The 24,556-nt window shown below is 71.2% G+C and carries 21 protein-coding genes; 9 read left to right on the forward strand and 12 right to left on the reverse strand.

Annotated features, from left to right (window positions below; genetic code table 11):
• Nucleotides 1-103 precede the first annotated feature (103 nt).
• A complete protein-coding gene (locus OHA61_RS11905) occupies nt 104-1,039 on the forward strand; it encodes a diiron oxygenase (protein ID WP_406307326.1) in 936 nt (311 codons plus the stop codon).
• Nucleotides 1,040-1,065: 26 nt separating this feature from the next.
• Nucleotides 1,066-1,788, forward strand: a complete 723-nt coding sequence (locus tag OHA61_RS11910; protein WP_406303056.1) for a TetR/AcrR family transcriptional regulator — start codon at nt 1,066-1,068, stop codon at nt 1,786-1,788.
• 130 nt (nt 1,789-1,918) lie between these two features.
• On the opposite strand, the gene OHA61_RS11915 is transcribed toward OHA61_RS11910, so the two are convergent.
• Both OHA61_RS11915 and OHA61_RS11920 read right to left on the reverse strand, forming a co-directional pair.
• Nucleotides 1,919-2,995, reverse strand: coding sequence for a mandelate racemase/muconate lactonizing enzyme family protein (locus OHA61_RS11915; protein ID WP_406303057.1), 1,077 nt, complete (start codon nt 2,993-2,995; stop codon nt 1,919-1,921).
• Between the two features lie 59 nt (nt 2,996-3,054).
• The gene (locus OHA61_RS11920) at nt 3,055-4,284 is read right to left on the reverse strand and encodes a helix-turn-helix domain-containing protein (protein WP_389370245.1); all 1,230 of its coding nucleotides are present in this window, start codon (nt 4,282-4,284) and stop codon (nt 3,055-3,057) included.
• A 124-nt stretch (nt 4,285-4,408) separates the two neighbouring features.
• Here OHA61_RS11920 and OHA61_RS11925 point away from each other — a divergent pair, with 124 nt between their 5' ends.
• The 3 genes from OHA61_RS11925 to OHA61_RS11935 are packed head-to-tail and all read left to right on the forward strand — an operon-like array spanning nt 4,409 to nt 7,034.
• On the forward strand, nt 4,409-5,533 hold the full coding sequence (locus OHA61_RS11925; RefSeq protein WP_406303058.1) for a DegT/DnrJ/EryC1/StrS family aminotransferase: 1,125 nt from the start codon (nt 4,409-4,411) through the stop codon (nt 5,531-5,533).
• Nucleotides 5,530-6,273: a hypothetical protein gene (locus tag OHA61_RS11930; RefSeq protein WP_406303059.1), complete on the forward strand. Its 744-nt coding sequence runs from the start codon at nt 5,530-5,532 to the stop codon at nt 6,271-6,273. Before OHA61_RS11925 ends, OHA61_RS11930 begins: the two co-directional genes overlap by 4 nt.
• Nucleotides 6,273-7,034: an amidohydrolase family protein gene (locus tag OHA61_RS11935; protein WP_406303060.1), complete on the forward strand. Its 762-nt coding sequence runs from the start codon at nt 6,273-6,275 to the stop codon at nt 7,032-7,034. The genes OHA61_RS11930 and OHA61_RS11935 overlap by 1 nt, the downstream gene beginning before the upstream one ends.
• 245 nt (nt 7,035-7,279) lie before the next feature.
• On the opposite strand, the gene OHA61_RS11940 is transcribed toward OHA61_RS11935, so the two are convergent.
• Entirely contained in the window at nt 7,280-8,263 is a 984-nt protein-coding gene (locus OHA61_RS11940; protein WP_406303061.1) for a dihydrodipicolinate synthase family protein, read from the reverse strand.
• 75 nt (nt 8,264-8,338) lie between these two features.
• Here OHA61_RS11940 and OHA61_RS11945 point away from each other — a divergent pair, with 75 nt between their 5' ends.
• Nucleotides 8,339-9,322, forward strand: a complete 984-nt coding sequence (locus OHA61_RS11945; RefSeq protein ID WP_406303062.1) for an LLM class flavin-dependent oxidoreductase — start codon at nt 8,339-8,341, stop codon at nt 9,320-9,322.
• 4 nt (nt 9,323-9,326) lie between these two features.
• Here the strand turns inward: OHA61_RS11945 and OHA61_RS11950 are convergent, their stop codons facing one another.
• The 4 genes from OHA61_RS11950 to OHA61_RS11965 form a co-directional block, all read right to left on the reverse strand.
• The gene (locus OHA61_RS11950; protein ID WP_406303063.1) at nt 9,327-10,133 is read right to left on the reverse strand and encodes a carbohydrate ABC transporter permease; all 807 of its coding nucleotides are present in this window, start codon (nt 10,131-10,133) and stop codon (nt 9,327-9,329) included.
• Entirely contained in the window at nt 10,133-10,978 is an 846-nt protein-coding gene (locus OHA61_RS11955; protein ID WP_406307327.1) for a carbohydrate ABC transporter permease, read from the reverse strand. The genes OHA61_RS11950 and OHA61_RS11955 overlap by 1 nt, the downstream gene beginning before the upstream one ends.
• A gap of 143 nt (nt 10,979-11,121) precedes the next feature.
• Complete coding sequence (locus OHA61_RS11960; protein ID WP_406303064.1) at nt 11,122-12,384, reverse strand: ABC transporter substrate-binding protein; 1,263 nt, start codon at nt 12,382-12,384, stop codon at nt 11,122-11,124.
• A 96-nt stretch (nt 12,385-12,480) separates the two neighbouring features.
• Complete coding sequence (locus OHA61_RS11965; protein WP_406303065.1) at nt 12,481-14,412, reverse strand: hypothetical protein; 1,932 nt, start codon at nt 14,410-14,412, stop codon at nt 12,481-12,483.
• 209 nt (nt 14,413-14,621) lie between these two features.
• On the opposite strand from OHA61_RS11965, the gene OHA61_RS11970 reads away from it, so the two are divergent.
• The 3 genes from OHA61_RS11970 to OHA61_RS11980 all read left to right on the forward strand — a co-directional run bounded on the left by OHA61_RS11970 (nt 14,622) and on the right by OHA61_RS11980 (nt 18,685).
• Nucleotides 14,622-14,897, forward strand: a complete 276-nt coding sequence (locus OHA61_RS11970) for a hypothetical protein (protein WP_406303066.1) — start codon at nt 14,622-14,624, stop codon at nt 14,895-14,897.
• A 35-nt stretch (nt 14,898-14,932) separates the two neighbouring features.
• Nucleotides 14,933-17,398, forward strand: a complete 2,466-nt coding sequence (locus tag OHA61_RS11975) for a PQQ-binding-like beta-propeller repeat protein (protein ID WP_406303067.1) — start codon at nt 14,933-14,935, stop codon at nt 17,396-17,398.
• Nucleotides 17,399-17,530: 132 nt separating this feature from the next.
• Nucleotides 17,531-18,685 (forward strand): NlpC/P60 family protein, encoded by a 1,155-nt coding sequence (locus OHA61_RS11980; protein ID WP_406303068.1) that lies wholly within the window; start codon nt 17,531-17,533, stop codon nt 18,683-18,685.
• Here OHA61_RS11980 and OHA61_RS11985 read toward each other — a convergent pair.
• Genes OHA61_RS11985 through OHA61_RS12005 form a run of 5 tightly spaced genes read right to left on the reverse strand, consistent with a single transcriptional unit; the run spans nt 18,634 to nt 24,196 of the window.
• On the reverse strand, nt 18,634-19,893 hold the full coding sequence (locus OHA61_RS11985) for a styrene monooxygenase/indole monooxygenase family protein (RefSeq protein ID WP_406303069.1): 1,260 nt from the start codon (nt 19,891-19,893) through the stop codon (nt 18,634-18,636). The two genes, OHA61_RS11980 and OHA61_RS11985, sit on opposite strands and share 52 nt — an antisense overlap.
• Nucleotides 19,894-19,916: 23 nt before the next feature.
• Entirely contained in the window at nt 19,917-20,597 is a 681-nt protein-coding gene (locus OHA61_RS11990; RefSeq protein WP_406303070.1) for a GTP-binding protein, read from the reverse strand.
• Entirely contained in the window at nt 20,578-20,985 is a 408-nt protein-coding gene (locus tag OHA61_RS11995; protein WP_266487319.1) for a DUF742 domain-containing protein, read from the reverse strand. The genes OHA61_RS11990 and OHA61_RS11995 overlap by 20 nt, the downstream gene beginning before the upstream one ends.
• Nucleotides 20,982-21,467: a roadblock/LC7 domain-containing protein gene (locus tag OHA61_RS12000; RefSeq protein WP_389370226.1), complete on the reverse strand. Its 486-nt coding sequence runs from the start codon at nt 21,465-21,467 to the stop codon at nt 20,982-20,984. Before OHA61_RS12000 ends, OHA61_RS11995 begins: the two co-directional genes overlap by 4 nt.
• A complete protein-coding gene (locus OHA61_RS12005; RefSeq protein WP_406303071.1) occupies nt 21,464-24,196 on the reverse strand; it encodes a nitrate- and nitrite sensing domain-containing protein in 2,733 nt (910 codons plus the stop codon). The genes OHA61_RS12000 and OHA61_RS12005 overlap by 4 nt, the downstream gene beginning before the upstream one ends.
• Nucleotides 24,197-24,556 lie beyond the last annotated feature (360 nt).

Raw genomic sequence — 24,556 nt, forward strand, 5'->3', positions numbered from 1 at the left:
ATACCGAAGGCCACTTGGCAGGCTCACACGTTGGTAGACGAAGAGTCAACAAGTCGTACGCAAGGGATTGACGGGCTTACTGACAGGGAGTCTCATAATGGCCATGACGACAGTGACCGAACAGGACATCCGGCTGCTCCGCGACGCACTCGGCCCGCTCCGCGACCGCGAACAGGTCGCCGAGCGCCTGCTCGAGTCCTCCGCCAAGCACTCCTTCGACCCCGACAAGGAACTCGACTGGGACGCGTCGGCCGAGGACGGCAAGTGGTTCTGGCCACCGGAGCTGCTCTCCCTCTACGACACCCCGCTGTGGCACACAATGTCCGAGAAGCAGCGCTTCGACCTGGCGCGGCACGAGTCCGCGGCGCTCGCCTCGCTCGGCATCTGGTTCGAGATCATCCTGATGCAGCTGCTGGTGCGGCACATCTATGACAAGCCCGTGACCAGCAACCACGTTCGCTACGCGCTCACCGAGATCGCCGACGAGTGCCGGCACTCGATGATGTTCGCCAGGATGATCCAGAAGGGCGGGACACCGGCGTATCCCCCACCGCGGCTCTACCACAATCTGGGGCGCGTCCTGAAGACGATCTCGACCACGCCCGGTTCCTTCGCGGCGACGCTGCTCGGCGAGGAAATCCTCGACTGGATGCAGCGCCTGACCTTCCCCGACGAGCGCGTCCAGACTCTGGTGCGGGGAGTGACCCGCATCCACGTGGTGGAGGAGGCTCGCCATGTCCGGTACGCCCGCGAGGAGTTGCGCCGCCAGATGGTGACCGCGCCGCGCTGGGAGCAGGAGCTCACCCGGCTCAGCTGCGGGGAGGCGGCGCGGGTCTTCTCCATCTGCTTCGTGAATCCGCAGGTGTACACGAACATCGGCCTCGACCCGCGCGAGGCGGTCGCCCAGGTCCGCGCGAGCGGACACCGGCGAGAGGTGATGCAGTCGGGCGCGAAGCGGCTGACGGACTTCCTCGACGACATCGGCGTCCTGCGGGGGCCGGGGCGGCGGCTGTGGAAGCGCTCAGGACTCCTCGCCTGATCCCGCGCAGGGCATACGCTGCGAGCATGACCAGTCCCGCTCCAGCGACCCGTGCCTACCGGCGGCTCAGCGTCGAGGAGCGCCGCAGACAGCTCCTCGCGGCCGCGCTCACCCTCTTCGCGCACCAGCCGCCGGACGAGATATCCCTCGACGACGTGGCCGAGGCGGCGGGGGTCTCACGGCCCCTCGTCTACCGCTACTTCCCCGGCGGCAAGCAGCAGTTGTACGAGACGGCGCTGCGGTCCGCCGCGGACCAGCTGGAGCTGTGCTTCACGGAACCGCCCACCGGTCCGCCGACCGAGCGGGTCGCCCGGGTACTGGACCGCTACCTCGTCTTCGTCGACGAGCACGACGCCGGGTTCAGCGCGCTGCTGCAGGGCGGAAGCGTCGCAGAGACGTCCCGTACGACCGCGATCGTCGACGAGGTACGGCGGGCCGCGGCGGAGCAGATCCTCGTCCACATCGGCGCGGACCGGCCGGGACCGCGGCTGCGGATGATGGTGCGCACCTGGATCGCGGCGGTCGAGGCGGCGTCGCTGATCTGGCTGGACGAGGGGAAGCAGCCGTCGGCGGCCGAGCTGCGGGACTGGCTGCTTGACCACCTCATCGCGCTGCTCGCGGCGACGGCGGCGACGGATCCGCAGACGGCGGAGGCGGTCGCGGAACTGGTGGCACTGGAGACGCCGTCGGGGGCGGTGGGGACGCTGGCGGGGCGGGTGGGGGTGGTCGTGGGCGAGGCGGAGGGCTGAGTATTCAGCCCGTCCGGCATTTGAGGACACGCCCGAAGGGCGTACGGGGGTCTGGGGGCTTGCCCCCAGTTCGGGAAGGGGCGGGGTGGGGTGAAAGCCCGCCGCAGGCGCAACCCCCGCCCCCGCGACGTCACAGCTCGTGGCCCAGCCCCGGCCCCACCGGAACCTCCACCCACCCCGTGTCCACCACCCCCGCAAACGCGCTCCGCGCCAGCGGCTCCGCATCCACCAGCAGTGGACCCACCAGATCCGCCGGCACCGTCGCATGCGGAAGAGCCGCCGCCAGATGCGCCGCGGCCAGCGACGCGACGCCCAGTTCCGGCATCGTGCCGATCTTCACCGCGAGGCCCGCGGACTCCGCCACCGCCGCGACCTGCCGCGCCCGGTGGAGCCCGCCGACCTTGAGGATCTTGATGTTGAGGACATCCGCGGCGCCACGGCGGACGATCTCCAGCGCGTCGTGCGGCGACTGCATGCTCTCGTCGGCCATCACCCGCACCCCGCCACCGCCACGCAGCGCCGCCATGCCGGTCAAGTCCCAGCGCGGCAGGGGCTGTTCGACCAGATCGAGGCCCGCGTCGGCGAGCCGGGCCACGGTCCTGGCGGCCGTGCCGGGGTCGTAGCCCTCGTTCGCGTCGAGGGACAGTTCGACGGAGTCGGGCACGGACTCGCGTACGGACCGGACCAGCCCGACATCGAGATCCGGGTCCTCGCCGCCCTTGACCTTGATGTGGGTGAAGCCCTTCGCCGCGTACGCGGTCGCCTCTTCCACCATCTCCTCGACGGTGCCGAGTCCGACGACCCAGGTGGTGGGGACGCGCGGGCGGACGCAGCCGCCGAGCAGCAGATGGACGGGCCAGCCCGCCGCCCGCGCAGCAAGGTCGTGCAGCGCGATGTCCAGCGCCGCCTTGGCGAGATGCTGGCCGCGGATCGCGGCGTCCATCGCGGTGTGCGCTCCGGCCAGATCGCGAGGGTCGCGGCCGATGAGTGCGGGGGCGGCGTGTTCGGTGAGGGCGGCCTCGAGACCGGCGAGGGTCTCTCCGGTGTAGGCGGTCATGGGGGACGCCTCGCCGAAGCCGGACTCGCCGTCGGCGGTGCGTACTTCGACGACCAGGCTGATCAGTTCGGGGCTGGTTCCGCTGCTGATGACGAAGGGGCGCCGGTACGGTGCCCTGACGACGCGCGTGTGGACCGAGGCGATCTTCAAGCACGGCTCCTTCGAGTTACGGCCCGGACCGTAAGGGAGCGAGCGCGTGTGGGGGTGGCTCAGAGGCGTACGCGGTAGACGATCGGCGGGCGGCCGGTCTGACCTTCTTGCCGGCTGCCCGTCGGCACGGCGACCCCCGCCCGCTCCAGGCGTTTGAGGATGCGGCGGGCCGTGCGCTGCTGGACGTCGAGGTGTTCGGCGACGCGGTGGGCGGTGATGCCCTCGTCCGTGTCCTGCGCGGCCAGTTCGCGCAGCCGGTCGAGTGTTGTGGCGTTCAGTCCGACGCGGCGGGCGAGCGTGACCGTGCTCTCCGGGCCCGGGACCGCCGTCCCGGAGGACCGTTCCGCGTCGATCACGATGTCGACGTCGTCGGTCATCGAGACGACCCCGGCGACCGGGCCCACCGAGCGGGCCCGGTTGACCGCGCGCCTGGCGAGCGATTCGGCCTCCGCGGCGGTGCGGCCGAGTCCGAAGCCGACGTGCGCGGCACCGTGCCGGGCGGCGAGATCGCTGAGGAAGGGCAGGCGGGTGAACTGCTCGCTGACCTCCTCCAGGACGCCCCGGGTGGTGACGACCAGCCGCTCCCCGTGCGGCAGATCGGCGAGGCTGCCGCCCAGTACCCGCAGGTCGGCGGCGAGTTCGCGGTCGGCGGCCGGGAGGTCGATGATGCCGAGCGCGACCTGGGCGTCTCCGCTGTGCGCGCCCGCGGTGGCGAGGACGAGGGCCTGGAGCGTGGAACGTATGGAGTGCCGGGAGGGTGCCAGCCGTACGGCGTGCATCTCGTGGTCGAGCAGGTGGAAGGCCGAGCCGAGGCAGGTCAGGGCGACCCTGGTCTGCTTCTTGTCGCGGGCGGTGAGATGGAAGTCCGCCAGGTCCTGCGAGGTCAGCCCGGGCCGGTAGGGCAGTACATGCACATGCTCGGTGGGCAGCTTGGCCTCGGTGAGTGTCTCCATGACCTCGCTGCGGCGCAGCGTGTCGATGGAGATCCGGGACACGTCGTGGCCCAGCCGGAGCAGTTCGACCAGCGCCCGCAGCAGGGTCGCGCCGTTGTACGGGACATACATGGCGGGCCGGTCCAGCAGACCGGCGGCCGTCGCGAGGGTGTGCGGCACGACGCCGGTGAACAGCAGCGCGTCCACGTCGGCCTGCGCCCGCGCGACCACGTCGAGGGTCTCGTCCTCGTGGCGGTACGGGAGCGGCACAAGACGGTCGGCCCCGGACGAGCCGCCGACCGCGACCACTTTGGGCACAAGGTCCTCGGGACCGATCACGCCGACCGTGAGAGCCATCGGCCGGTCTCCGTTCTTCTGGAGTGGTTCTGCGGTACTTCTGGACGGGGTTGACGCCCGGCAACCGCGGTTCTAATTTCGGCCCAGGCCATAACCGCATGCTTGCGGAGAGGATAGTGCCCCGATGCCCGAACGGGAAATGCCACTGCCCACAGTTCTCGACGCCCGCGGCCGCACCTTCGGCGAGGAGGAACGGGCAGCTGTTCTGCGCGTGCTGGACTCGACCGTCCTGTGCAGCGCTTTCGGCAGTGAAGCACGCTCCCTCGAAGCCGAGATGAGCGGGATGTACTCCCGCGCACACACGATCGCCAGCAGTTCGGGGACGGCCGCGCTGCACCTGGCGGTCGCCGCGGCCGGGGTGGGCCCGGGCGACGAGGTCGTCACCACCCCGATCTCGGACTTCGGCACGGTCGCGCCCGTACTGGCACAGGGGGCACGCGTGGTGTTCGCCGACGTACGCGCCGAGGACGGCAACCTCGACCCCGCAGCGGTCGAAGCCGCCGTCACGCCGCGCACCAAGGCCGTCATCGCCGTGCATCTCTTCGGCGGCGCGGCGGACATCGACGCGCTGCGCGCGGTGTGCGACCGGCACGGGCTCGTCCTGATCGAGGACTGCGCCCAGGCCTGGCTCGGCGAGGATGCCGGCGGCCGGCTGCTCGGCACGGTCGGTGACATCGCCTGCTTCAGCCTTCAGCAGTACAAGCACATCACCGCGGGCGACGGCGGACTCACGCTCACCGACGACCCGGCACTCGCCCGCCATATGCGGCTGTTCATGGACAAGGGCTGGGACCGCGCCGAGGGCCGCATCCACCGGGAGCCCGGCCTCAACTACCGGATGCCCGAGCTCGTCGCGGCGGTCGCCCGCGCCCAGCTCACGAAGGTCGCGGACGTCGTACGCGTACGGCGGGAGCGCGCCGAGCAGCTGGCCGCGGCGATCGCCGGGATCCCGGGCGTGGAGATGCCCACGCGCCGCGCGGGGCACGCCTGGTGGGTGGTGCCGCTCCTGGTCGACGACAACGCCCGCTGGGCCAAGAAGCTCCAGGCCGCGGGCATTCCCGCACTGCCCGGCTATCTGGAGCGCCCGCTGTACGCCAACCCGGCACTCACCGGATATCCACCGGGCCTGTGTCCCCGTGCGGAGCGGCTGATCGACCGTACGCTGCTGGTGCTCCAGTGGAACGAGGGGTACTCGGAGGACGACGTGGACCGGATCGCCCATGCCCTGGCCGACGGGGAAGACCGATGAGCGCGTACGAGTGGCTGCATCCGTCCCCCGAGGAGTTCATCGGCTGGGACGTGGACGTGCTGTACGGGCCGTGGCCTCGGCACCACCGCGACATCGGGCTGCCGGAGGTCCGCGAGCGCCTGGGCCGTTCGCCCGTCGCCTGTGCGCTGGCCCTGTCGACGCGCGGCCCTCTCTTCGACGACGGCGAAGGCAACGCCGAGACGGTGCGCGACCTCGCCGACTGCCCGGAGCTGCTTCCGGTCGGCACCATCGACGTCCGCGACGCGCTGACCGCGGAGGACCGGCTGGACGAACTGGCCGCGGCCGGAGTGCGGTTCCTGCGGCTGTTCACGATCGAGCAGATGACCGAGCCCGGCTTCCCCGGCTACCGCCGGATCGTCTCGCTCGCCCTGGAACGCGGCCTGACACTCCTCCACGACGGCGACCCCCGCCGCTTCGGCCCGCCGCTCATGGGTCTCGGCGCCGATGTGGTCTTTCTCGACCTGCACGCCTATCTGCTGGCCGACTTCCTGCTGATGGCCCGCGAGGAGCCCGGATTCCGGGCCACCACCCGGATGCTGTCGGGACCCGACTCCATCGAGCGCGTGGTGGAGACGGTGGGCCCGCGCCATCTCGTCTTCGGTTCGCGCACCCCGTTCATGGACATCTCGCCGCAGACGCTGCGGCTGCGGTACGCGGACATCACGGACGACGACCGGGCCGCGATCTCTACGAAGAACGTCGAGGAGCTGCTGGCCTGATGCCGATCATCGATGTGCACGCCCATGTGGGCCGCTGGCAGTTCCACCTCACGGCCGGTGACTCGGAGAGAAATCTGCGGCAGATGGACCGCTACGGCATCGACCTGCAGCTGGTGTCCGCGTCGGAGGCGGTCGTGTACGACGCGGTCGGCGGCAACGCGGCACTGAGCAAGGTGCTCGCGCAGCAGCCGCGGCTGTACGGATACGCCGTGGTGAACCCCAACCGGCCCGAGGAGAGCGCCGCGGATCTGCGGCGCTGCATGGACACCGGGCGGTTCGTCGGGGCGAAGATCCACACGCACTATCCGGGGCAGCTGCCCGGGGCGCGGGCGATGGCGGAGGCGTTCGACGTGGTCGCCGAGGCGGGCGTACCGCTGCTGCTGCACACCTGGGGCGACGAGGTCACCCTCCTGCCGGAACTCCTGGCGTCCCGGCCGGGCCTGCGCGTCATCATGGGCCACGCGGGCGGCGACGCGTGGCGCGAGGCGGCGCATGCGGCCGCGTCGTGCGACCGCCTCTACCTGGAGCACTGCCGCACCGCGACGGACGCGGGCCGCATCGCCTACGCGAGGGAGGCGGGGGTCCCGGTGGACCGCCTGCTCTTCGGCACGGACGCGACGCTGATCGACCCGTGCGTGGCGTTGGGGGTGGTGCGGGATGCGGGGTTCTCTGCGGAGGAGTTGGAGCGGGTGCTGTGGGGGAACGCGGTGCGGTTGTTCGGGTTGCCTGCGGCGCTTTCCCCTACCCGCCCCTTCCCTTGACCGGGGCTCCGCCCCGGACCCCTGTGCCGGCTTCGCGGCGCGAACTGGGGGCAAGCCCCCAGACCCCCATATGCGACCTTCGGCCGCATGTCCTCAAACGCCGGACGGGCTGAATGTGCGGCAGGGCCGCACATTCAGCCCCGCCGGCGATTGAGGCGCGGGGTCTGGGGCGGAGCCCCAGTTCGGGAAGGGGCGGGTAGGGGAAGGCCCGCCGCAGGCGCACCGCCCACCCCGGACGCCCGCGCCTAGTCGGGCTCCTTGGCCAGCTCCTCCAAGCAGGCGATCACCGATTCCCTCTCCCCCACCGGGAGTTCCGGCCCGTACGGATCATGAGCGGCGTGCTCAGGGATCAACCCCTCCCACACCCCCGCCCACAGCATCCGCTGCACATACCCCTCGATCGGATCCCGGAACGTCGCCTCCGCGAAACGGTCCAGCCGACCCGACGCCCGCACGAACGCCCCGTAATCCCCCGCGTTCCACGCGCCCAGCACCGCCCCCGTCAGCGACACCCTCGCCGCCGCGATGCCCACCAGCGCCGAGTCCGCGCCCCACATCAGGGACGGGCCGAACATCCGGTCCTCGCCGGTGATGGCGAGCTTCCCGCTCGACCTCGCCGCACCGATCGCGTCCTGGCATGCCATCGCGCGGTCCAGCGTGGCGAGTTTGACCCCGGCGGCCGACGGCAGGGCGAGCAGGAGGCGGATGAGGTCGGGCGGGTAGGGGTAGCCGCCCGCCTCGCCGTGGAGGAAGAAGCCGAGCACCGGCAGCCCGCTCTCCTCGGCGACCCGCTCGTGGAGGCGTACCGCCTCCGCCTGCCCGGCCGGCCTGGCGGCGAACTGCGCCAGCGGGTAGACCATGACCGCGTCCGCGCCGAGGTCGGCCGCCTGGACCGCCATGGCGACGGTGGCGTCCCAGGCCTCCCGCAAGTTGCTCGCGCGGGCCGATCGTGGCACCCCCGCACCTGCCACGATCAGCCCTTGAACCGCCTCCCGCCAGGTGCGCAGCACCTGAAGGCGGTCGGACTCGGAGAGGTGGAGGCCGCGGCCGGTGTGCGCCCAGACGGCCACGCCGCCGATCCGCTCGGCCGCGATCCGTTCCGCGTACCCGCACAGTGCGCCGAAGTCCACGACCCCGCCGGGGTCCATGGGCGTGGCCACCGCGGGCAGTACGGTGCCGCGCAGCCGCCGCACCAGGTCCTCCGCCTTGGAGGTGGGCGTCGCGGACATGGGCGATCTCTCCCGTCTGTCGCGGTCGTTGGCGACACGCTAGCCTTTACGGCCCGGACCGTAAAGGAGCGTCCCATGCGTCTCGGCCTGTACGTCAATCTCTACGCGGACGCGGCAGAGAGGCCCCGTCTGGCCGATGCCGTGGAGCAGGTGCGGCTGGCCGAGGAGGCCGGATTCGACTGGGTGGTGCTCGGCGAGCGGCATCTGCACCGGCCCGGCTATCACGAGGCGCTCACCTCATTGGCGTATCTCGCCGCGCACACCGAGCGGATCGGCCTCGCCACGGCCGGACTGATCGCGCCGGTCTACCAGCCGGTGTGGCTCGCCGAGACGCTCGCACACATCGATGTGCTGTCGGGCGGGCGACTGACGGCCGGTTTCGTACTGGGCTACCGGCCCGAGGAGTTCACCCTGTTCGGCACCCAGCCGCGCGAGCGCGTGTCCCGTTTCGAGGAGTGCCTGGAGCTGGTCACCCGGCTGTGGACCGAGGACAAGGTCACCCACCACGGCCGCTGGACCTCGGCGGAGGATGCCTTTCTCTCGCCGCGCCCGGTGCAGTCCCCGCGGCCGCGGATCTGGAACGGCGGCCGGGTCTCCGCGGCCCTGGAGCGTACGGCCCGGATGTGCGACGGCTGGACGACCTCCTTCAACGAGCTCGACTCCGAACTGCCCGGAAAGATCGAGGAGTACCGCTCCTTCCCGCGCGGCGCCGCCAGTCTGGGCGCCGAGGTCATCGTCTGCCGCGAGGGCTACGCCGCCGCCACCTCGCAGCAGGCCCGAAGCGCGCTGGAAGCCCCGCTGCGCGGTCTGTACGACGCCTACGGCGACTGGAAGCGCACCTCGGCCGACGCGGCCCGCTACGCCCAGCAGTGGGACGACATCGAGGCGCGCTCGGTGATCGGTTCGGTCGACGGGTGCGTCGAGCGGCTGGGGGCGTACGGCGAGATGGGCGCCGACGGGGTGGTGCTGCGCATCCAGCCGCCCGGCATGCCGCAGGCGGACGCCCTGAGCGCCATCGAGACGTTCGGCACCAAGGTGCTGCCCCGGCTGGGCGGCTGAACGTTCAGGACTTGAGGCCGCTGGTGGCGATGGAGTCGGTCAGATAGCGCTGCAGCAGCCCGAAGACCAGCAGGCAGGGGACGACGGTGATGGTCGCTCCCGCCATGATCTGGTTGATCGCGACGTCCTCGCCCGCGAGCGTGGCAAGGCCGACCGTGAGCGTGCGCATCGACGAGGACTGGCCGATGACGAGCGGCCACAGGAAGTCGTTCCAGTGCCAGAGAAAGACGAAGACACCCAGCGTGGCCAGGATCGGCCGGATCAGCGGGATGACGATCGTGGTGTAGATACGCCACTCGGATGCGCCGTCGATCTTCGCGGCCTCGAAGAGCTCGTCGGGCAGCTGGTACATGAACTGCCGCATCAGGAAGACGGCCTGGGAGTTGGCCAGGGTCGGCACGATCAGGCCCCAGTAGGTGTCGACGCCGCCCATCTTCGAGACCAGGATGTAGTACGGGATGAGCGTCGCCTGGAAGGGCACCATCAAGGTCGCCAGGAACGCCCAGAAGAGCACCTCGCGCCCGGGAAACCGCTTCTTGGCGAAGGCGTATCCGGCCATCGACGAGAACAGCAGGATGAGCACGACCGAAACGAGCGAGTAGATCAGCGAGTTGAGCGCCCAGCGGGTGATGTCCGCGCCCGCCAGGACGTCGGAGAAGTTCTGCCAGGTCGCCCGGGTGATGTCGAAGGCCCCGGGCAGCGTCTGGCCACCGGGCGGGGCGAAGGCGACCAGCACCATGACCGCGAAGGGTGTGACGGTCACGAAAGCGACGAGGATCAGCAGTACGGGCAGTCTCAGCCGGGCTCCCATCAGTCCGCCTCTCTGCCGATGAGCCGGCGCTGGATGAGCGAGAAGAGCAGGACGACGAGGAAGAGCATCAGGCCGACCGCGCTGGCGTAGCCGAAGTCGAAGTACTTGAAGCCGGAGTCGTAGAGGAAGTAGACGAGCGAATAGCTGGCCCTGACGGGGCCGCCGGCGGTCATCACGTACATCGCGTCGAAGACCTGGAAGGCCTGGATCGCCTCGATGACGAGGACGAAGAAGAGCACGGGCCGCAGCATCGGCAGGGTCACGAAGCGAAAGCGCTGCCAGGCGCTCGCGCCGTCGACGGTGGCGGCCTCGGTGACCTCGCGCGGGATGGACTGGAGTCCGGCGAGAAGGATCAGCATGGTGTAGCCGAAGCCCTTCCAGGCGGAGGTGGCCGCGATGGAGGGCAGCACGAGCGACTCATCGCCGAGGAAGTCGACCGGGCCGAGGGAGAGGGCGCCGAGTGCGGCGTTCAGCAGCCCGTCGTCGACCTCGTAGATCCACTTCCAGATGACGGCGGCCAGCACGATGCTGGTGACGTACGGCAGGAAGAAGACGCCGCGGAAGAAGCCTCGCAGCCAGATGGTGCGATGCAGCAGGACGGCCGTGCCGAGGGCGAGCAGCACCGTCATGGGGACGTAGACGACGGTGTAGAAGGCGGTGACGCCCAGGCTCTCCCAGAACAGGTCGTCGCGCAGCAGCCGCGTGTAGTTCTCGGCCCCGATGAACTGCCATTCGCCGCTCAGCCGGTAGTCGGTGAGCGAGAGGAAGGCCGCGCCCAGCGTCGGTCCGAAGCGGAAGACGATGAACAGCACCAGCATCGGGGCGACGAACGCGAGGCCCACCAGGGCCTCGCGCCGCCGCCCCTGGCGCCGGCCAGGCCGGCGCGCGGCAGCCTCGTGCGTCGCCGTCTTGCGCGTGGCCGCCCCGTCCGGGACCGTCCCGTCCGGGTCTGTCTCGTCCGGGACCGCCTCGTCTGTGACTGCCTCACTCAACGCTGTCGCGCCAGCAGGTCGTCGGCCGCCTTGGCCGCGTCGTCCAGCGCGTCCTTGGGACTCTTCTTGCCCAGCAGCGCCGCCTGGATCTCCGGTGCGAGCAGGCCCATCAGCTGGCGTGCGGCGGGATTGGGCTCACCGGGAGAGACATTGGACAGTGCGGCCTGGTACTGCTTCGCGTACGGCGAGGCGTTCGGCACGCTCACGTCCGTACGGGGTGAGAAGTAGCCGCTGGCCTTGCCCAGGGACTTGATCTGCTCCGGCGCTGTCATGAAGGCGAGGAACTTCTCCGCGCCCGCCGTGTTCTTGGACTTGGCGTTGACGCTGAGCGCCCCGGGGATGCCGAAGGCGACCTCCCGGGCGGGACCCTTGAGCGGCGCACCCACGACGACGTTCTCGTTGCCCCAGGTCTTGGCGGCCAGTTCCGCGTCTGCGAGGACGACGGAGAAGCCCATGGCGGCCTGCTGCTTGCCCAGTGCCTGGTCGGCGAGCAGGTTGGTGTTCGTCATCGACGACTTGGGGACCGAGCCCGCCTTGTAGAGGTCGGTCAGGAAGGTGAGCGCCTCGACGCCCTCGGGGCTGTTGAAGGCGACCTTCTTGCCGTCCTTGGCGAATACGGTGCCGCCCGCCTGCCACAGCAGCGGATAGAAGTTGAGGTTCAGCGAGGCCTCGTTGCTGGCTGAGTAGTCGAGGAGAGCCACGCCCTTCTGCTTGAGCTTGGGGGCTGCGGCCTTGATCTCGTCCCAGGTGGCGGGCGGTGTGGTGATACCGGCCTGGGTCAGCAGCTTCTTGTTGTAGATGGTGGTCGTGATGGTCTGGTAGATCGGCGCGCCGTAGATCTTGCCGTCCTGCTTCATCGCGTCCATCGTCGCGGGCAGGAACTTTCCGGTGCTGTCCTTGAGCGCCCCGTCCACCGGCCTGATGGCGCCATTGGCGGAGAACTGGGGAATCTGGTCCGGCGTCAGCAGGACGACGTCCGGACCCTTTCCGCCGCCGAACGCGGTGGCGATCTTCTGGTCGCGGTTCTCCCACGGCTGCTGCTCGATGGTGAGCGAGGTGCCCGGTGCCGCCTTCTCGAAGGCCTTCTCGATGCCGTCCCAGTAGGCCGCACTGGCCTTCGGGTCGGCGATCACCGGATACATCCAGACGGTGACCTTCTTCGAGTCCGAGCCCGCGTCGCCGTCCCCGCATGCGGAGAGCGAGGCGGCGAGCATGAACAGTGCGAGAGGTGCGGTGGCGCGCTTGAAGCCTGTCTTCATGGGGGCCTCCGGAAGGCCTGATACGAAGGGAGCACGGAGCCCGGCTGTTTCGGCCTGGGCCGAAACTAGTCGCGGGGGATTTGACCTGTCAATGAGTCAGTAACGGGGAACCACCCGGAACAGCTCGGGTCCACGGTTCAAAGAGAAGCTGCCGTCACTGTGGACACACAGCCGCCTGTGCACGAAGCCCACCACGAGCGCCGGTTCATCGTCCTCCGCGTAGGGATCGACCCGGTAGATCAATGCGTTGTCCACGCTCACGTACAGCCTTTCCCGGGAGATCACGATGGACCCCGCCGCGCTTCTGCTGCCCAACCTGTACTGGCGCACCACCTGTTGACTTCCGAGATCGACCGCGAAGAGCGTGTGACCGGCGAGGCCCCACAGCCTTTCGTCGGGGCCGATCGCCACGGCGCTGACCGACCGCTCCGTGGGGACGGGCTCCAACTCCCAGAGTTTTTCGCCCGCTTGCATGTCCCACGCGAACACCGCGCCCGACTCCCGGGTGTACTCGGTGGTGCTGAGCCCTCCGGTGATCGACGCCCCTCCGTAGACCACACCCTCGTGCGCGGTCAGACAGAACACGGACTGGTCCTCGACCACATGGCGGACGAACCGGTAGGTCCCGGCCGCCGGATCGTGGATCGCGAGCCCGCCGCCGAGCCGGTCGCCCTCGGGGACCGTGCCCACGACGATCTTCCCGTCGGCCTCCACCAGGCATTTGGCACGCATCTGCAGATGCGGCGCGAGGTTGAGGACCGGCTCGGGGTTGACCGGGGTGCCGGACGGGCCGCCCGGCGAGTATTCGGGGCTGTTCCAGGGCCGGTCGGGCCGGTACCGGTAGAGCCTGGCCTCGGGATAGAGACCGAGCCATACGGAGCCGTCGGAGGCGGGCAGGATGCACTCCGTCTGCCCGAAACGGTGGGATTCCGTGGCGCCGGTGGCGGTGTTCACCGAGGCCAGACCGCCGTTGAGGAAGCCGCCCGCATAAAGGGTCTCGCCGTCGCCCGCGCCGAGCGCGAGGATCTCGATCGGGCTCTTGGTGATCCCCGTGTCCGTGATCGCGTACGCGCCGGTGGCCGGGTTGTAGCGGAACATCTCGCCGCGCGAGAGCGTGCCCACGACGCTTTGGCCCGGCCAGTCGTCGAGCAGCAGCTCGGCCCAGCCGAAGGAGCGGACGCATTGCATCTTGCCGGTGAAGGTGAGACCGGTGCTGGTGAGCTGCCGGGTGGCCGGGTCGTAGCGGTGCAGTTCGCCGTGCTGGACGAGATGGATGCCACCGCCGGGGTCGGGCGGGGCGACCGTCAGGCCGTGTGCGCCGGGGATCTCGTCGGTCCAGGCGCGCGCCTGGAGGTCGTAGACGAAGAGCGGTCCCGGCAGGTCGGAGCCGATGCGTGCGTACAGCCGTCCGTCGTGGGCGTCCAGGTCGTAGACGGCCTTCGACTCGGCGGAGTCCAGGCTCGGGGGCATGGGGAGTTCGGTGACGGACCCGGTCGCCGGGTCCAGTTCGGCGATGTGGGCGGCCGCGTACGAACCGGAGTAGACCTTGCCGCCGGCGCAGGCGATGCTCCGTACGTACGACTGGCCCGCGACGACCTGCCCGAAGTCGGTGTACTCCTTGGCCGCCGGGTCGAAGCGGAACACCCTCCCCCCGGGGAAGGTGCCGCCCCAGACCGCGCCGTCCTCGTCGCAGGCCAGCGACCAGACGAAGGACTCCCCGTCGAGCGGCTGCCCGAGATCCTCGGCCTCGTCGCCCGCGCCGGGCCGCCAGCGGTACAGATGCGCGTTGCTGTACGTCCCCGCGTAGACGCCGTCGGGCGCGGAGGTGAGGGCCCAGGCGCCGTCCGCGTCGGCGAGCGGCGCGCTGACCAGCTGTTCGCCGGTGGCCGGGTCGACGGCGGTGAGACAGGCGGGCCTGCCCGTGGACACATTCCACAGGGCCGGTCTGCCGCCGGGTCCCGGTGCGACCGTGCCGCCCAGAAGCAGGACGTCGGCGAGCGGTACACCCAGCGGTTCGGGTTCACGCATCAGCGTCTCCCGGGCCGGCGCGGTCTCACAGGAGTAACACCTCCGGCCCAAAGGGGGGTTTTGGCAGTAGCCGAAAGTGATACGCCACTGCTCCTGAGGCGTCAACGGTGCCTGCCGGGCGGGGCGCGCGCTGCACTCCAACGGGTGCATGCCACGCCGCGGCGCGCCCGGTGACGGCGGCGGACGGGCCCTGCGTGAGACTGGCCCGTGTGAGAAGCGAGAACACCCCCTTCGAGGGCGGGCCGCTGGACGGGCGCGTCCTGCCGGTGCTGGTCGGGCCGACCGGCCATCCCCCGAAGTGGTACAAGGTCCCTGTCCCGAACGACGACGGCACGCCGCCGACCGTGTACGCCTACCGGCGCGTCCCGTCCGGCTACACCAAGCGGCTCCGTCTGCAGCGCGGCTGGAAGTACGAGTACGCACCGGGGGGTGTGGAGCGGCGCACCCTCAAGTGGCCCTGGTCGAAGCCGAACGGCGCGCCATAAGATCACTGGACTGTCCGTCAGGGGGGATGCTCGCCATGGAGCCGCTGCAGCAGGACGATCCGCGCCAGATCGGCCCGTACACCACGCTGGCGCGCTTCGGGGAGTCGGCGGTCTGCGTCCGGTATCTCGCGGACGGTGCGGACGGTGCGGTCTCGGTCGTCTCCGTGGCCAGGCCCGAACTCGCCGCCCTTGCGGCCTTCAGAAGCCGCTTCCGCTCGGAGACGCGCAGAACGGAACGGCTCGCCGGCGGCTGGGTGGCACCCATCGAGTCCCGTACGGACGGGGATCCGATGTGGACGGCGAGCCCCTACGTACCGGCACTGAGCCTGCGTGAGGCGATCGCGCTGGGCGGTCCGCTGCCGGAGCGGGCGCTGCGGACCCTGGGCGCGGGACTCGCGGAAACCCTGTCGCGGGTGCACGCGGGCGGGGCGGTGCTGCACGGTCTCGCGCCCGACACCGTGCTGCTCGCGGCGGACGGGCCGCGACTCACGGCCTTCGGCGCCCTGGGCGCGGCGGCCGTCGCCGAGGCGCATCCGGACGGGCAACTGACCGTCAGGCTCGGCTATCTGACCCCGGAACAGGCGTCGGGTTCGCAGCCCGGACCGGCCTCCGACATCTTCGTACTCGGTCTGCTGCTGGCGTACGCGGCGACGGGCACGACGCCGCTGGGCGACGCGGACCGGATCGCGCACGCCGAGCCGGAACTGGACGGCGTGCCCTCCGAGCTGCGTTCGCTCGTGGCGAGCTGCCTGGCGAAGCTTCCGGAGGACCGCCCGTCGGCGGGCACGGTGGCGGCGGAACTGGCCCTGGAGGGCGCGGCAGCCCTGGCCCGGGACGGCTGGCTTCCGCCGGGCCTGGTCCAAGCGGTCCAGGCGCAGGCGGCGGAGGTCGAGTCCCTGCGGTCGGGGGGTGAGCCGGCGCAGGCCGGCTCCGGGCCGACGGATGCGATCCCCCAGCAGCATGCGGGCGGCAGCCAGGGCACGGTGGGCGCACCCGAGGGCGGACAGCTCGTCACCGGCGGCGACACCCTCGTCGTCCGTGGGCGGGGCGTCGACCGGGAGACCGCTGCCCTGGGGGTGCCCGGCGCCCGGACCGCTCCGGTCGCACCTGCCGCTCCGGTCGCACCCGTCGTGCCTGCGGCCGCCCCGGCCCTGCCCCCCGCACCCCTGCCGGTGCCCGCACCGGCACCGGCGCCCCTGTCCCCGCCACCGCCGGCCGCGCCCGATCGGCGTGCGCTGCTCGTCGGGATCGCCGCCGGGGTCGCCGGTATCGCGCTCGGCGGCGGCGCCGTCCACGCCCTCGGTGACGATGCGTCAAAGACCGTCGCCAAACCGGCCCCCACTCCCTCGCGCACCCGCGTCGCCGGAGTGCCGCCCGAGCCCGTCTGGCGCTACGAGCACCCCGGCAAGGAGGACGACGCGCCGCCGAACGCGACCGCTTGGGGCGACAAGGTGCTGGTCCTGACCGGCACCGACCATGCCGTCGGCGTGGATGTGCGCAGCGGACGCCGGCTCTGGCAGATCGCGGAGGCCGCCTCGCCCTCCCGTGCCGTACCCGTGGACGCCGAGCTCTGCTTCGTCGACGGCGAGTCGGAGTTCCTCTGGATCTCCGTACGGGACGGCCGGATCAAGCACCGGGTCGCCAAGACCACCCTCCTGGGCCCCGGCGAGACCCTGACCGTCGGGACCGTCACGGGCTGGGACGGCAGCACGCTCTGGATGACCGGGCACATCAAGAAGGGCGCCGCGACCACCGCGCACTTCCTCGCGTACGACCTGGTCGCACGCACCTGGCAGTGGCGCACGCAGATCACCAAGGGGCAGCCGCCCGCGATCCCGCGGTACGACCTGATCGCCGTCCGCGCCGCCGACATCGTCGTGCGTCAGGACGCGGCGTCGCTGACCCTCGTACAGCGCAGGGCGTCCAAGGGCGCGTCCGTGCTGCTCACCTTCGACCGGAAGACGGGCAGGCAGTTGCAGACGCTCGCGCTCCCGGGCATCGCGCCCACCGCGGCGCTGACCGGCGATGCGGCGGACAAGGTCTTCGCCACGTCGGCGGGCGAGCTGCACGCGTACGCCGGCAGCGGCGGGAAGCGGCTGTGGCGGCTGGCCGGCGCCGCTCTCGCGCCCGGTGAGACCGGGGTCTTCCCCTTCGGGAAGGGGGTCCTGCGGGGTTCGGCGCTCTATGTCGCCAACCGCCATCAGGAGGTGTGCGCCGTCGACACGGCGACTGGCCGCGCCCTGTGGCGGCGCTCCACCGAGGCGCCGGTCTGGAGCAGCGTCCCGGCGACCGCGGTCAGCGCGAGCGGCGGCACGGTGCTCGCGGGCGACGGCGTGCAGCTCACCGCGTTCGCCGGGCGCGACGGCAGGCGGCTGTGGAAGTTCCAGGAGGCGGGTGCGAGCGACGTCCCGGGCGGCCCGCGCTATGTGCCGCTGCAGGGCGGCGGCCGGATGCTCGTCGTCCAGCGGGAGCGGACCTTCTACGCGCTGCCGGTGGACTGACACGCCGGAGGCGGGCCGCACTCCCTCTCGACGAGTGACCGCGTTGCGCTGAATCGACCACCCGCCGGGCGCTCCCGGTTGCGCGCTCCCACGATGGGGCGCACGGCCCACCCCACAGCCGGAGGTGACGAGATGTCAGGCAGCGTGCTCCGATCCGTCTGTACCGCAGCGCTGGCAGCCGCGACCGCTCTCGCGGCGGTGCCCGCCGCGGCCGAACCCGCCGCCGATCCGACGGCGAACCTCAGCCGGATGCTGACGCAGCTTCAAACCCTGTACCGGCAGGCGGAGGCGGCCGGTGAGAGGTACAACACGACGGAGGAGGAGCTCACCGCGCAGCGGGCCGAGACGGCGCGGCTCGGCCGCGAGCTCGCGAAGGCGCGCAGTGCCCTCAGCGCGAGCCGGGGCGAGGCGGGAAGACTGGCACGCCTGCAGTACCAGGGCCAGTCCGAGCTCTCCTCGTATCTGCAGCTCCTCCTCGCCCGGAACCCGCGCCAGGCCCTCGACCAGGACCATCTCATCGAGCGCGCGGCCCTTGGACGGCTGGCGACAACCGCCAGGCTGGAGACGGGAGCACGGCGGGCCGCGGGACTTGAGGCCGCGTCCCGCAAGGCGCTCGGCAAGGAGCAGACCCTCGCGGCCCGGCAGAAGAAGTCGAGCGAGGCCGCGACGGCGAGGCTGAGGGCGGTCGAGGCGATGCTCGCCTCGCTCTCGCCCGAGCAGATCGCCGGGCTGGCCGCGCTCGAACAGTCCGGCACCGACAAGGCACAGGAGGAGCTGATCGCCTCGGGCGCGCTCGCGGGCGACCGCACGCCCACCGAGGAGGGCGAGCAGGCACTGCGGTACGCGGTCGAGCAGATCGGCAAGCCGTACCTCTGGGGTACCGAGGGACCGGAGTCGTACGACTGCTCGGGACTGACCTCCCAGGCCTGGGCGACGGCGGGGCGCGAGATCCCGCGGACGAGCCAGGAGCAGTGGGAGGAGCTTCCCAAGGTCCCCCTGCGCTCACTGCGCCCCGGCGATCTGGTCGTGTACTTCCCCGAGGCCACCCATGTGGCGATCTACCTGGGCGGCGGCATGGTGGTCCACGCCCCGCGCCCCGGAGCCACCGTCAAGGTCTCCCCCCTCGCGGCGAATCCGCTGCTCGGTGCGGTACGCCCGGACCCCGACGGCAGCCCGCTGAGTACGTACACCCCGCCGCCGCTCCCGGACGGAGCCACGGAGGGACCGGACACCGGCTACTCGGCGCCGGAGCCGCCGGACGACGCCGCGGAGACTTCGGCGAGGTAGTCGTTCGCCTTCTCCGGCTCGTAGAAGAAGTTCTCGAAGTCGGCCGGGTCGTTGAAGCCGTTCGCGAACCGGTTGGCGACCGGCTGCAGCTGACCGCCCGCGCCGATCAGGTTGAGTACGTGCTCGGGCGGGACGCCGAGCATCGCGTTCGTCCACTTGGTGACGTGCTGCGCCGTGTCCCAGTAGCGGTCGAACGTGGACTGCATCCACTCCTCGTCGAACGGCCTGTCGCCGTGTCCGGTGATCGAGGCGAGATACGAAGCCGCGCACTTGGACGCCGAGTTGGAGCCCTGTCCGGTGATCGGGTCATTGGCGACGACGACGTCCGCGACGCCGAGGACCAGGCCGCCGCCGGGGAGCTTGCCGATCGGCAGGCGGACGGTGGGGGCGTAGCGCCCGGCGAGGGTGGCGCCCGGGTCGGTCAGCTCGACCTTGGTGGCACGCGCGTACTCCCAGGGCGTGAACTTCTCCATCAGCTCCAGCGTCAGGGAGAGGTGCTCGGCAGGGTCCCTGACGTCCTGGAACACGTCGAGCGGGCCGCCCGGGATGCCTTCCCAGAAGAGGATGTCGGCGCGACCGGTGGTGGTGAAGGTCGGCATCACGAAGAGCTCGCCTACGCCGGGTACGAGGTTGCAGCGGACCGCGTCGTAGTCGGCGTGCTCGGGGCGCGGGCCCAGGCCGTGGACGTAGGAGACGGCGAGCGCGCGCTGCGGGGTGTCGTACGGGGAGCGCGAGGCGTCGCGGCCGAACATCGAGACCAGTTCGCCCTTGCCCGCCGAGACCAGCACCAGGTCGTACGTACGGGAGAAGTAGTCCAGGTCGGAGACGGCGGCGCCGTGGATGACGAGCTGGCCGCCGCGCTGGGCGAAGGTCTCCATCCAGCCGGCCATCTTCACACGCTGGTCGACGGACTGGGCGTAGCCGTCGAGCGTGCCGACCCAGTCGACGGCGCGCGAGGCGTCGGGGGCGGCGACGGAGACGCCGAGTCCCTCGATGCGCGGGGCCTGGGACTCCCAGAAGTTGATGCCGAGATCCCGCTCGTGCTGGAGCGCGGTGTCGAACATGCACTGTGTGGACATGACCCGGCCGGACCGGATCTCGTCCGCCGTGCGGTTGGACATCACGGTGACGTCGTAGCCCTGGGACTGGAGCCCGAGCGCGAGCTGGAGACCGGACTGGCCGGCTCCGACGATGAGTATCTTCCGCATGGCGGGGGTTCTCCGTTGTGTAGCTAGTCGGGGACGGCTTCGAGGGCGTGGGCGACCAGCGTGAGCAGCGACTCGACCACCGTGATCCGGCTGCGGGCGTCCATGATCACCACGGGTACGTGGGGCGGCACCGTCAGGGCCTCCCGCACGTCGTCGGCCTCGAACCGCTCCGTGCCCTCGAAGTGGTTGACGGCGACGATGTAAGGCAGAGCGCTGCTCTCGAAGTAGTCGAGCGCCGGGAAGCAGTCCGGCAGCCTGCGGGTGTCGGCCAGCACGACCGCGCCGATCGCGCCACGCACCAGGTCGTCCCACATGAACCAGAAGCGCTGCTGTCCCGGTGTGCCGAAGAGATACAGCACCAGATCGTCGTCGAGCGTGATCCGGCCGAAGTCCATGGCGACGGTGGTGGTGAGCTTGTCGGGCGTAGCGGTGAGATCGTCGCTCTCCTCGCTCGCCTGCGTCATCAGCGCCTCGGTCTTGAGCGGCGTGATCTCGGAGACCGCTCCGACGAAGGTCGTCTTGCCCACCCCGAAACCGCCCGCGACGACGATCTTGGTCGCGGTGGGCGCCCGGGTGGGGTCCAACTGCCAGGCCTGCAGCTCCTCTTCGGGCTGCGGGCCGGGCGGGGCCGGCAGGGTGCCAGGGGTGAGCGTGCCGGACGCGAGCGTGCCAGAGGCGAGTGTGTCAGAGACGGCGGAGTCCACTCAGCACCCTTTCGAGCAGCGCGCGGTCGGGCTGGCCGGAGCCGTGTCCGGTCCCGAACACGCGGATCCTTCCCTGGTCGGCCAGATCACTGAGCAGCACCCGGACCACACCCAGCGGCATCTTCAGCAGCGCCGATATCTCGGCGACGGTACGCATACGACGGCACAGCTCGACGATGGCCCGCAGCTCGGGCATGACGCGGGAGGAGCCCTTGGGGAGCTCACGGCGCTCGGCCGGTGCTTCGAGCGCGGCCACGAAGGTCTCCACGAGCAGCACATGGCCGAAGCGGGTGCGGCCGCCGGTGAGTGAGTAGGGGCGGACCCGGGCGGGGCGGCGGCCCTCGCCGCGCACGGGGAGCCTGCGGGCCGGTTCGGCGGCGGACGTCACTGGGCGCTCTCCTCCATCGATGTACGCAGCTCGCTGCGGAGTTCGGGGGTGAGGACGTGTCCGGCCCGGCCGACGAAGAGCGCCATGTGGTACGCGACGACGGACATGTCGCAGTCGGGCGTGGCGTGCACGCCGAGCAGTGAGCCGTCGCTGATCGACATCACGAAGACGCTGCCCTCCGCCATCGCGACCATCGTCTGCTTGACGCCGCCGCCTTCCATCAGCCGAGCCGCGCCGATGGTGAGGCTGCCGATGCCGGAGACGATGGTGGCGAGATCGGCGCTGGAGCCCTTGGGTCCTTCCGGGCGCTCGGTGGTGGCCGCCGCGGCGTTGCGGGCGGGGTCGGAGGAGAGCAGCAGCAGCCCGTCGGACGAGACGACGGCGACCGAGCGCACCCCTGGCACCTCCTCCACGAGATTGCTCAGCAACCAGTGCAGATTGCGGGCTTCACTGCTCAGGCCGAATGTCCCGGTCGCAGTCAACTGCGTGCCTCCTCGACTGTGTCCCCCGCTTCTTCTGTTGTTGTACGTGCGCCGGTTGCAGGTGTGCCTTCTGTCTGCCGTGTGATCTCCGCCTCGGCGTCGCGGCGGCCCGAGTCGGCGCCCTGCTGGAAGCCGCCGAGGCGGCGGCGCAGGGCGTCGGCGTCGATGCCGCCGGTGCGCCCGGTGGGCGCGGCGGCGGGCTTGACGATCTTGGGGGTGCGCTTGGGCAGGCCCTTGTCGGTGACGCGTTCCCGGGCGGGATGCGCGGGCTCGGGCTCCACGCCAGCGGGCTCCAAGCCCTCGGGCTCGGGTGCGGCCTCCGGCTGCGGTTCGGCCTCCGGCTCCGACTGCGGGTCCGGCTCCGGCTCCGGCAGGCGCATCGCAAATGTCGCTTCATCGATGCTGTCGGCCTCGTCGTACCTGTCGGCCTTGTCGACCCCGTCAGCCTTGTCGCCGTCCGCCGTTCGCTCGTGCGCGTCCGGCTCCGCCTCGCGGATCGCCTGCTCCGCGGCCGCCACCAGGGGGTCGATTCGCCGCGAACTGCCGGGCAGCGCATTGGAGTTGGCCTCCGCCACCGATCCCGGCAGCTGCAGCGTGGGCGCGGACCCGGCCATGGTCACCGTGGGCGACGCGGGCGCCGGCGGACCCGCCGGCAGCAGACCCTGCGACAGCACGACGACCGCGGCGATCCCGCCGCCCTTCTGCTCGCGCAGCTGGACCCGTACGCCATGACGCGCCGCCAGGAGCGCGGCGACCCGCAGCCCGAGGCCCTCGCCGTCCCGGCCCGTCCGCGTCTGGTGCGCCTGCGGGTCGTCCAGACGGGCATTGAGCTCGGCGATCCGCCCGGCGGTCATCCCGATGCCGCTGTCCTGTACGGAGAGCATCACCTCGCCGCTCTCCAGCAGCCAGCCCGACAGCTCGACCTGGGCGTCCGGCGGCGAGAAGGAGGTGGCGTTCTCCAGGAGTTCGGCGACCAGATGGCTGAGGTCGTCGGCGGCGAATCCGGCGACCTGGGCGTGCGGCGGCAGCGACTGGATGACGACCCGTTCGTACCGCTCGATCTCGCTGACGGCCGCGCGCAGTACGTCGACGAGCGGGACGGGTCCGGGATGCCCGTGGCTGTGCTCGGCGCCCGCGAGGACCAGCAGGTTCTCGCTGTGGCGGCGCATGACGGTCGCCATGTGGTCGAGCTTGAAGAGGGTCCCGAGCCGCTCGGGGTCCTGCTCGCGCTCCTCCAGCTTCTCGATGACGCCGAGCTGGCGCTCGACGAGGCCGAGGGTGCGCAGCGAGAGGTTGACGAAGGTGTGCTGGACGGTGTGCCGCAGGCGTTCGAGCTCGGCGGTCAGCAGCTCGGTCTGTTCCTTGAGCTCGGCGCGGCCCGTGGCGAGTTCGGCGGCGAGCGTGTCGCGGGCACCGGCCAGGTCGCCGCGGTCGCTGTCGAGGCGTTCGGCGCGTACCCCGAGGTCCCGCACCTTGCCGTGCAGGGTGTTCAGGGAGCGTACGACCTGCGCGAACTCGTCGTTGCGCCCGGTGAAGCGGACCGGCTCCTCGACCTCGGGGCCGGCGGCCAGGCGGGCCGCGCCGATCCGCAGGACGGCGAGCGGGCGGGTGAGCGTACGGGCCACGGCCGCACTGACTCCGATGGCGACGATCACCAGGCCGCCGAGAAGCGCGACCCGGATCTCCAGTGCGGTGACATCGTCGTCGCGCAGCTGCTCGAAGCGCTCGATCCGCTCGGCGGCGAGCGTCGACTCGACGCCGCGCATCTGCTCGATACGGGCGGTGAGCGAGGTTTCGAGCTTCTCGCGGTTGGACTTGCGGTCGGCCTTCGAGAGCTCGGGCTGGTCGGTCAGCCGGGCGAGGTAGATCTCGGCGGTCTTGACCTCGGCTCCGGTCACGGTGGCGGCCAGCGAGTCGCGGGCGTCCTTGCCGGCGGCCCGGTCGAAGTCGGCGAGCGCGGCGAGTTCACGCATCCGGGACTGCTGCGCGGCGGCGCTCAGCGCGTTGCGCGCGGGGTCCGCGGCGTCGTCGTCCTCGCCCTCCACGGGCAGTCCGGTGACCGGGTCGAGGTCCGGGCTGCTCTGCTTGGCGGGCAGGGCCAGCGCGGCCAGCAGCAGCCCGCGGGTCGCGGAGGCCTGCTCGACGGCGAGAGCCAGCTCGGCGGGGGCCCGGGTGCCGTGGGCCGCGCGCGGCGGGGTCTTCTCGGCCAGCTCGTCGGCCAGGTCGTGCAGGCTCGCGATGACGGCCGTGTACGCCCGGTGAGCCTCCATCGCCGTGCCCTTGCCGGTCAGCGCGGTGCGGCGGACGGAGGGGACGACGGACAGATCGCGGCCCAGGTCGGCGTGGTCGTCGGGGATGCTGCCGCGGATCTCGTCGATCTGCCGGTCGACGCGGGCGCTCAGACCTGCGGAGACCACGCGCCGGGCGGCCTTGTCGCCCTTCTGGTCCGCGCGGCCCGCGGCGATGTACGCGGTGACCTCGTCGCGTTCGTCGGCGAGGGAGTGGGCGAGGGTGACGGCCTGGCGGTCCAGTCCGGCGAGGGTGACCAGGCGCTGGGACTCGGTCAGCTCGGCGGAGGTGGCAAGGATGCCGGGGGCGCCCGCGGCGACCACCACGACGGTGACGGCGGCGACGCCGGCGACGAGGCGGTTGCGCACACGCTTGGCGCGACCGCGCTCGGCGGGCTCGGGCGAGGGGTCCTGCGTCCGGGACGGCCGCTTGTTCTGCACCGGTGCTCGCAATCTTGCTTGACTCGTCCACCCATGAAGCAGAGATGACGACCGGTCACACGTGAGAGCCCCACCCCTGGTACGGCCTACGACCATTCCAGCGCCTTTGGGAGGGAGACGCGCATCGGCCGCTCCGCCACCCGAAGGAGTGAACATCACTGAGGAGTTGACGAACAACTCGCTCCGGCCACGGAAACGGCGGCGCGCGGGTCCGGGCTGGATCTTCCGGCCGGGCTTTGGCAGGATGCGCGCCCGCAGCTTCCCAAGACCGCGCCGCCGCGCGTCCACGACCCTTCTGACCTGCTAATACGCGCCATTTGCGATTCCGTGCGGGCATCGTGAAGGAGTCATGCAGACTGG

Source organism: Streptomyces sp. NBC_00885 (genome assembly GCF_045207475.1).
Classification (GTDB): Bacteria; Actinomycetota; Actinomycetes; order Streptomycetales; family Streptomycetaceae; genus Streptomyces.

What these genes read in the sequence shown, in the direction of transcription:
- OHA61_RS11905 (WP_406307326.1), top strand. Translation starts at nt 104, where the DNA reads ATGACGACAGTGACCGAACAGGACATCCGGCTGCTCCGCGACGCACTC.
- OHA61_RS11910 (WP_406303056.1), top strand. Translation starts at nt 1,066, where the DNA reads ATGACCAGTCCCGCTCCAGCGACCCGTGCCTACCGGCGGCTCAGCGTC.
- OHA61_RS11920 (WP_389370245.1), bottom strand. Translation starts at nt 4,284, where the DNA reads ATGGCTCTCACGGTCGGCGTGATCGGTCCCGAGGACCTTGTGCCCAAA.
- OHA61_RS11925 (WP_406303058.1), top strand. Translation starts at nt 4,409, where the DNA reads ATGCCCGAACGGGAAATGCCACTGCCCACAGTTCTCGACGCCCGCGGC.
- OHA61_RS11930 (WP_406303059.1), top strand. Translation starts at nt 5,530, where the DNA reads ATGAGCGCGTACGAGTGGCTGCATCCGTCCCCCGAGGAGTTCATCGGC.
- OHA61_RS11935 (WP_406303060.1), top strand. Translation starts at nt 6,273, where the DNA reads ATGCCGATCATCGATGTGCACGCCCATGTGGGCCGCTGGCAGTTCCAC.
- OHA61_RS11940 (WP_406303061.1), bottom strand. Translation starts at nt 8,263, where the DNA reads ATGTCCGCGACGCCCACCTCCAAGGCGGAGGACCTGGTGCGGCGGCTG.
- OHA61_RS11945 (WP_406303062.1), top strand. Translation starts at nt 8,339, where the DNA reads ATGCGTCTCGGCCTGTACGTCAATCTCTACGCGGACGCGGCAGAGAGG.
- OHA61_RS11950 (WP_406303063.1), bottom strand. Translation starts at nt 10,133, where the DNA reads ATGGGAGCCCGGCTGAGACTGCCCGTACTGCTGATCCTCGTCGCTTTC.
- OHA61_RS11960 (WP_406303064.1), bottom strand. Translation starts at nt 12,384, where the DNA reads ATGAAGACAGGCTTCAAGCGCGCCACCGCACCTCTCGCACTGTTCATG.
- OHA61_RS11965 (WP_406303065.1), bottom strand. Translation starts at nt 14,412, where the DNA reads ATGCGTGAACCCGAACCGCTGGGTGTACCGCTCGCCGACGTCCTGCTT.
- OHA61_RS11975 (WP_406303067.1), top strand. Translation starts at nt 14,933, where the DNA reads ATGGAGCCGCTGCAGCAGGACGATCCGCGCCAGATCGGCCCGTACACC.
- OHA61_RS11980 (WP_406303068.1), top strand. Translation starts at nt 17,531, where the DNA reads ATGTCAGGCAGCGTGCTCCGATCCGTCTGTACCGCAGCGCTGGCAGCC.
- OHA61_RS11985 (WP_406303069.1), bottom strand. Translation starts at nt 19,893, where the DNA reads ATGCGGAAGATACTCATCGTCGGAGCCGGCCAGTCCGGTCTCCAGCTC.